Source organism: Flavobacterium fryxellicola, from assembly GCF_900143245.1.
Taxonomy (GTDB): domain Bacteria; phylum Bacteroidota; class Bacteroidia; order Flavobacteriales; family Flavobacteriaceae; genus Flavobacterium; species Flavobacterium fryxellicola.
Genome location: NZ_FRDK01000022.1, coordinates 1 through 7,390, shown reverse-complemented (window position 1 = coordinate 7,390; position 7,390 = coordinate 1). Strand labels below are relative to the sequence as shown.

The following is a 7,390-nucleotide window of genomic DNA, read 5'->3' as shown; positions in this document are numbered from 1 at the left end:
AAATATCAGACTGTAGGATTTGTTTTCTGATTCAAAATGTGTAATTTCGAATCGAGAACAAACGATTTACAATCTGCTTCCTGCTCATGCAGGGCACACACAGCGGTTTCAAGAAATGGCGAGAAATGTGGTAAATTCACAATTTTCTTTCGCAAGAAATTTAGTAGTAACAGAAAATATGCGGTTACGAAGTTCGCAACCTCGCAAAGCCGCGACACGTTGCAAGAAACCTTATGACGAAAATTACGCATAAAACAACGTTCTTAAAAATATTCAGTAGATACGAATTGCGAGATTTGTTCATTACTCAAAGAAAAAAATGAAATAGTGGAATATGCTGACACGAAAAAAAAGCAAGGGGACAAAACCTAACCGCACAAGTCCTTATTATAATGGTGCAAAATAATTTAATCAAAATGAAAAAAGTAATTTTTTCTTTAGCATTTATGCTAATCGGTTCGTTTGCTTTTGCAAACACAAGTGCAGTTGTAACTCCAAAAGCAGAAATAATAGAAGTTGTTTCTGAAAAACTAGTTACCTATGAAATTGACAATCCAATTATGGGTAAATTGTCAATTTCAGTACCTGAAAACGCTTTAAATAATAAAGCGGTTTGTGGTTTTCCAGTTTACTTCAATGATGGAGGTTCTGGAAGCTGGGGAGGTTCTGGAAGCTTTTGGTTCAATTGTGGCGGAGGAGCAACTATGGGTGATATTTTAGATGCATTACTTGCGTTGTTTTTCTAATTTAATTCTTACCCCAAGCTTTAAGCTTGGGGTATTTTAACTTTTAATATATTTGAAAATGAAAAAATCTTTAATCTTAATATTTACTATACTTTTTAACACCTTTTGTTTTTCACAAAACAAAACAGGTTTAATTATTTATGATATTAAATATCCTAATGAAAATAAAAACGCAAACACAGTAGAAACAAGAATGTATTTTAATGATACCATTAGTGCATCAATTGCATTCTCAACAAAATTTTATAAAAATACCAAAGAGGGAATAGAACAAGACGGAGAAGGTTTAAGAGTTAATTTTAAATATGGGGACGAAAAAGGTGAAATTATCCATAGAAATTTTAAAAAAGAAAATATTACTTTACGATTTCCTAAAACAACTGCTTTTGATGAATTTACAGTAGAAGATACTTGGTTAAAAATTGATTGGAAAATTCAAGAAGATACAACAAAAATAGGTAATTTTAATTGTAAAAAAGCAATTGGTGAGTTTAGAGATAGAACTTTTATAGTTTGGTTCACAGAAGAGATACCCATGCCTTACGGTCCTTGGAAGTTATATGGCTTACCCGGTCTTATTCTTCAAGCGGAAGACAAGGAAAAAATGTTTTCAGTCAAGTTTAAAAGTATTGAATATCCAACAAGTCAAGTTTTTGAAGTAAATAAGCCAATTGAAAAAGAGGCAAAAACTCTTAAAGATTATGTTTTTGCAATGGATAATTATCAAGACTTTCTTTTAGAAAAATTAAGGGCTAAAATGCCACGTGAAATGGCTTCAAGTTTAACAAAAATGCCAAGTAAAAAAGATACAAATAGAACTTATAAAGTTGAAAAGATTTTTGAATGGGAAAAATAAAAATATTTGCTCTTTTTATTGTTTTTTTTAATGTCAATGCTATTTGCTTTGCTCAAACAATAATTGAGGGCTATGTGATTGATGCAGAAAATTTAAAAGGAGTTTTTGCGAGTGTTGTATTAAAAGATGAAAACGGTAAAATAATAACTTATACAAACACTAAAAACGAAGGGTACTTTGAATTAAAAACAACTGAAAAAGGTGTTTTCAATTTGAATGTTTCCTCTTTGTCTTATGAATCCCAAAGTAAAAAAATTGAAATAGGTACTAGTTCAAAAATTAAACTAAACTTTAATTTAAAACCAAAAATAACAGAACTTAAGGAAGTCGTAATACAATCAAGACAACCTATAACTGTAAAAAAAGACACAATTATTTTTGATGCAAAATCCTTTTTACAAGGCAACGAACAAGTGGTAGAGGATTTACTCAAAAAAATTCCAGGGCTAAATGTTTTAACTGATGGCACTATAAAAATAGGTAATCAAGAAGTTGAAAAAGTGATGATTGATGGCGATGATTTTTTTGAAAAAGGATATAAATTAGTTACTAAAAATATGCCTGTAAGTCCAATTGATAAAGTAGAAGTTTACCAAAATTACTCTAACAACAAACATTTAAAAGGTATTGAAAATAGTGAAAAAGTTGCTTTAAACTTAACCCTCAAAGAAGATGCAAAACGAATATGGTTTGGTAATGCTTTTGGTGGTTACGGTTTAGTTTCAGATAATAGGTATGAATTTAGAGCCAACTTAATGAATTTCGGTAAAAAAAGTAAACATTATTTTTTAACTAATTTAAACAATATTGGTATTGATGCTGTCGGCGACATTAATCATCTTATACGACCATTTCGCTATGATGAACCAGCAAGTTTAGGAGATAATCAGTCTTCAAATTCATTATTAGCTCTAAACTATGAATTACCCAATTTAAAAAAGCGAAGAGTCAATCTCAACAATGCTGAAATGTTATCATTAAATAGTATCTTCACTTTATCAGAAAAAGTTAAACTCAAAACATTAGGCTTTTTAAACACAGATGAAGTTGATTTTTTTAGAAATAGTCTACAACAATTTTCTGTTGGCAATTCAACTTTTGCAAATACTGAATATTTTACAGGGAGAAAAACACAAATCACAGGTTTTGGAAAAATAGATTTAACCTACAACATCTCAAAAACTAAAACTTTTGAATACACAGGAAAATTTAACAAAACAAACGAAAAAAACAGTAGTGAATTATTGTTCAACAACGATTTACTTAACGAACGTTTATACGCAAACAACCAACTTTTTGACCAAAAAGTAGTTTATACCAATAAATTTAAAGAAAACAAAGTATTTTTACTTTCAAGCAGGTACATCAACGAGAAAACACCACAAAATTATTCAGTTAATCAATTTATATATAGTGATTTATTTGCCGAAAGTGCTAATAATACTAAACAATTCAGCGAAAACAAAATGCAATTTGCAGGTATAGAATCTCATTTGTTAGATAAAAAGAAAAACGGCGATTTGTTTGAAATAAAAATTGGTAATCAATTACGAATAGATGAGTTAAACACACGATTTGAATTATTGCAAAATGAAAACAATATTGCTTTTCCAAATGGCTATCAAAACGATTTAATATATACAACAAATGATTTGTATTTATCTGCTAAATATCGCTTTAAATTAAAGAATTTTACTTTATTAACTCAAGCAGACGCTCATCAATTGTTTAATCAATTAGAAAATTTTAACATAAAAACGAATCAAAATCCGTTTTTCATTATGCCAAAAATTGGCTTAGACTGGAAAATAAACGACAAAAACAAAATACTTACTTCGTATTCTTACAATACTACAAATGCAGGAGTTTTAGACGTGTATTCTGGTTTTGTGCAAACAGGATTTCGTTCATTTTCAAAAGGTTTAGAAGAATTTAATCAACTCAATTCATCTAGTGCAATTTTAAATTATACTTATGGCAGTTGGGGCGACAAGTTTTTCGCCAATACTTTTATCTTGTATTCTAAGAACAATGATTTTTATAGTACTAATTCAATAATTGCTCAAAACTATTCGCAATCTGAAAAAATAATTATCAAAGACCGTGAGTTTTTATCCATATCATCAAGCATAGATCGCTATTTTAAACCCATAAAATCCAACTTAAAAATCAATCTTGGAGCAACAAAAACTAATTTTAAAAACATTGTAAACAATTCAAATTTAAGAGAAGTTAAAAACTTCAATGCCGATTATGGTTTTGAATTGCGTTCAGGTTTTAGAGGTTTTTTCAACTATCATATTGGTTCAAAATGGAATTACAACGAGGTTGAAACCACTATAAAAAACAGCTTTACAGACAATATGAGTTTTTTTGATTTATCTTTTATGTTTAGTGATAAATTTAATATTCAAGTTCAATCGGAACGCTACTATTTTGGAAATTTAGACAACGAAAACAATCAATATTATTTTTTAGATTTAGAAACTCGTTATGTTGTTAGAGAAAATAAACTGACATTTTTTCTTTCTGGAAACAATCTTTTCAATATAGAAACCTTTAGAAATTACAGTATTTCCGACATCAACATTTCACAAACAGAATACAGATTAATGCCCAGATATGTGCTTTTGAAAATGGAATATAGGTTTTGAAAGAAGAAAGGCTTCTTGCAACCGCCGTTTGGCAATATGGCGGGTTTAGGCTTAATATAAAGTCAGTTTTGTGCTTGGAAAATTAGTGTTTAACTGTAAGTTTAGGCTTCCTTAATCCGCCACATCGCCAAGCGGCAAACCGTTACCAGCAAGGAAAAAAAACAGACCGATAAAATATGGCAGAATTCTCACCTCACACCGACATTTATAAGATTAAAAATAGGCTGGAAAATATCAATTTTTTTATCTTTTGGTTGACTTTATTTTTATCAATTTTTCCAATTGTTTTTGTGAAAATTTGTGAAGAATACGAGTTTATAAGTTTGATAAATGTTTTTAATATAATAGCTATCACATTATTTTTCATAATTGAAATTTTAAATGAATATATTTTACTTCCTCTTGCTGATAGTAAAAGACGAGACGATTTTATTGATAATTCTTTCGGGTCAAAATTTTCAATAAAAAACTCAATAGATTATTATGATAATCAAGAAATTGAAAATGGAATATATAAAGCAGCCGTGAACCAATTCGAGAATTGCTTTTTCACTTATTCTTTAGTGAAAATTTCAACAGTTTCAAAGATTGTGATTCCAACAATAATGCTTATAATTATGTCAATAATTGCTTATTTTGGTTTTTCACAAGTTCCTTTTGCTCTTACAATTTTACAAGCTTTTTTCTCTGCGAATATTCTTGGAGACCTTGTGAAGCATCTAATCTTGATGAATAGACTTGCTAGTATTCAAGATTCTTGGTTACAATTATTTCAAAACGTAGAACTAAAACGAGAAATATTAAATCATCAACCTCATATTTTGAGATATTGGCTTCAATATGAAACATTACATAGTAAAATTAATGCAAATATTTCTGATAGTACATTTGACAAAAACAATGAAAAACTTACAGCTGAGTGGAATAGTTTAAAAACAAAATATAATATTACATAATGGCATCTATTAATAGTCGACTGCAAACAGTTTCATCAGATTTATTCATTAAATATAATTCTACAGAACGTACATATATTGAGAGTAAAATAACCAATCTTAAAGCAAATTTGATTGCTTGGTTTGGTAGCTCAATAAGTGAAATTCTTGTTTTTGGCTCGTACAAAAGAGACACAATACTTCCTAGAAAATTTGACGATTATTCAGATGTAGATATTTTAGTAGTATTTACCAACGCTGAACAAGAAAGAACACCAGAAACATATAGGACAAGACTTAAAAAATTTGCGGATGCTAAATATCCTACCTCGAAGGTTTTGAAAGACCATCCATCTATCGTTTTAGAGATGAATAAAATAAAGTTTGACCTTGTTCCAAGTAGAAAATCTCTTTCTTGGTTTTCAAATACATATCAGATTCCTAATAAAAGTGGCTATTGGATGGATACTGACCCAATCGGTTTCAACACTGCAGTTACAGAAGTAAATACAAAATATAATTCTGTAGTCAAACCATTGATTAGATTATTTAAACGATGGAATGCACACAATAATTACCCATTTACAACCTACGATTTAGAGAGAAAAATTGCAGAGATGAATTTCAGTGGAGACAATCATCAAAAGGGATTTCTTTATGCGATAGATCAACTTTCTACATCGGGATTAACTCTTGTCGGTACACAAAAAGTTGAAACTTTAAAAACTAACGGCAAGTGGATAAAAGAATATTTGGAACGAGATAATCAAGAAAAAGCAATTGAAGTTACTTGCAGAATATTAGGAATAATGCCATAATGCCCAGCTGGTAACACACGCTAAGCGCCATTGCCAAATTTTGTCTAGCCGGAACACTTGTTTTCACGAAAATATTTTATCTTGCCGAAAGTTCTCAGTCCGCTTTTATTGGCAACGGACGCCTAGCGCGGGGACGTTGTGCGACAGCTTGGTAGAACCGAACGAAAAGATAATAATAAAAAATATGCAAATACAATATTTACCATATAAAATATATAGATTCGACATAAATTCAGAATCTATAAAAAACCAAGTTGAATGTGATGAAACTAAAATTGAATTACGATACGAATTTGGTGTAGACAATGTTCCAGAAAAACATATATGGATAGGAATAAGAATTGCGACACATATCCAAGAATTAATATCCGAAAAAGAAGTTATTGGATACATTTTTGGATTTCGAGGAATTGCTCTACTAGAGAACAAAGAAAAAGATTCTATTGATATAATTAGATTCATTGAAAATGCTTTAATTAATTATCAAGTTTATTTCCAAGAAAATGCACCGAAAGAAATTTCTTCACATCAGTTATTAAATAGGCCAAACGAAAAAGAATACGCTGAAAAATTAATGCAGTTGCTTTTTGATAGTGAAGTTTGTTACCTAAAATAATTTGTGTTATAAACTGTTTTGGCTTTTCTGAATAAATTCCATATTTGTTTTTATGAAAAAATTTATCATATTGTTTTGACATAATATTTAATTTAAAATTGAAACCGCTTAAATCGGTGCGGAAACTAAACCGAAAAATTGGAGGCAAGAAAGCCGATCGCACAATCGAGTAGACGGCTCCGCCCCTTATGGAACGGAGTGCGCCTCTCACACCACCGAGCGTACGGGTCACGTACTCGGCGGTTCGCAAAGAGATGGGTTGAGTTCGATGTAAACATCTGTTAAGGATTGATAGCCACGTTGTTTTAAGCGTTTCAAGGTAATGGTGGTGCTCAAAATAGGACTCTGGGCAATCGCCCAACCGCCTTTTCGAGTTCGACTCCATGCATAGGCGTGGTCTTGGTCAACTCCCAATCGAATCAGGTTTTTCCTTTTACGCTCGGGTTTCTTCCAGTCGTGCCAAATGCAGTATCGAAGTCGGTTGCGAAGCCAGCCATCTAAATCCCGTAATTTGCCCATAATACTCGTTCCTCGAAAATAGTTTAACCATCCTCGCTGAATTTCGTTTATCTTGGCAATACGCTCTTCTAGCTTGACAGGTGCGGTTTTTCGGGTGATGCTTTTGAGTTTTTCTTTTAGTTTCTTCCAAGCCTTTTCTGCCACTACCAACTGATAGTCGTTCTTGCTTCCTTTCTTGTACGTAGGCACAAAACCAAAACCCAAAATAGTGAAGTGAACGGGACGTTTTATCCCGCTTTTCTCCTC

General features: G+C 31.0%; 7 protein-coding genes. 6 read left to right on the top strand and 1 reads right to left on the bottom strand.

Annotation, left to right across the window (positions count from 1 at the left end):
- Nucleotides 1-416 precede the first annotated feature (416 nt).
- The 6 genes from BUA03_RS16170 (at nucleotide 417) to BUA03_RS16145 (ending at nucleotide 6,625) form a co-directional block, all read left to right on the top strand.
- A complete protein-coding gene (locus BUA03_RS16170) occupies nucleotides 417-746 on the top strand; it encodes a hypothetical protein (protein ID WP_139255695.1) in 330 nt (109 codons plus the stop codon).
- A gap of 58 nt (nucleotides 747-804) precedes the next feature.
- Nucleotides 805-1,602: a GLPGLI family protein gene (locus BUA03_RS16165; RefSeq protein WP_066080959.1), complete on the top strand. Its 798-nt coding sequence runs from the start codon at nucleotides 805-807 to the stop codon at nucleotides 1,600-1,602.
- Nucleotides 1,590-4,256, top strand: coding sequence for a TonB-dependent receptor (locus tag BUA03_RS16160; RefSeq protein ID WP_066080956.1), 2,667 nt, complete (start codon nucleotides 1,590-1,592; stop codon nucleotides 4,254-4,256). The genes BUA03_RS16165 and BUA03_RS16160 overlap by 13 nt, the downstream gene beginning before the upstream one ends.
- A gap of 176 nt (nucleotides 4,257-4,432) precedes the next feature.
- Nucleotides 4,433-5,212, top strand: coding sequence for a hypothetical protein (locus BUA03_RS16155; protein WP_066080954.1), 780 nt, complete (start codon nucleotides 4,433-4,435; stop codon nucleotides 5,210-5,212).
- Nucleotides 5,212-6,009 carry an SMODS domain-containing nucleotidyltransferase gene (locus tag BUA03_RS16150; protein ID WP_066080949.1) on the top strand — a complete coding sequence of 266 codons (798 nt, stop codon included), beginning with the start codon at nucleotides 5,212-5,214 and terminating at the stop codon, nucleotides 6,007-6,009. The genes BUA03_RS16155 and BUA03_RS16150 overlap by 1 nt, the downstream gene beginning before the upstream one ends.
- Nucleotides 6,010-6,193: 184 nt before the next feature.
- A complete protein-coding gene (locus BUA03_RS16145) occupies nucleotides 6,194-6,625 on the top strand; it encodes a hypothetical protein (protein WP_066080946.1) in 432 nt (143 codons plus the stop codon).
- Between the two features lie 228 nt (nucleotides 6,626-6,853).
- Here BUA03_RS16145 and BUA03_RS16140 read toward each other — a convergent pair.
- A partial coding sequence (locus tag BUA03_RS16140) for a group II intron maturase-specific domain-containing protein (RefSeq protein ID WP_317041122.1) occupies nucleotides 6,854-7,390 on the bottom strand: 537 nt, incomplete at its 5' end.

Excerpts from the sequence above, each read along its gene's own strand:
- BUA03_RS16155 (WP_066080954.1), top strand. The coding sequence starts at position 4,433 with ATGGCAGAATTCTCACCTCACACCGACATTTATAAGATTAAAAATAGG.
- BUA03_RS16150 (WP_066080949.1), top strand. The coding sequence starts at position 5,212 with ATGGCATCTATTAATAGTCGACTGCAAACAGTTTCATCAGATTTATTC.
- BUA03_RS16160 (WP_066080956.1), top strand. The coding sequence starts at position 1,590 with ATGGGAAAAATAAAAATATTTGCTCTTTTTATTGTTTTTTTTAATGTC.
- BUA03_RS16170 (WP_139255695.1), top strand. The coding sequence starts at position 417 with ATGAAAAAAGTAATTTTTTCTTTAGCATTTATGCTAATCGGTTCGTTT.
- BUA03_RS16145 (WP_066080946.1), top strand. The coding sequence starts at position 6,194 with ATGCAAATACAATATTTACCATATAAAATATATAGATTCGACATAAAT.
- BUA03_RS16165 (WP_066080959.1), top strand. The coding sequence starts at position 805 with ATGAAAAAATCTTTAATCTTAATATTTACTATACTTTTTAACACCTTT.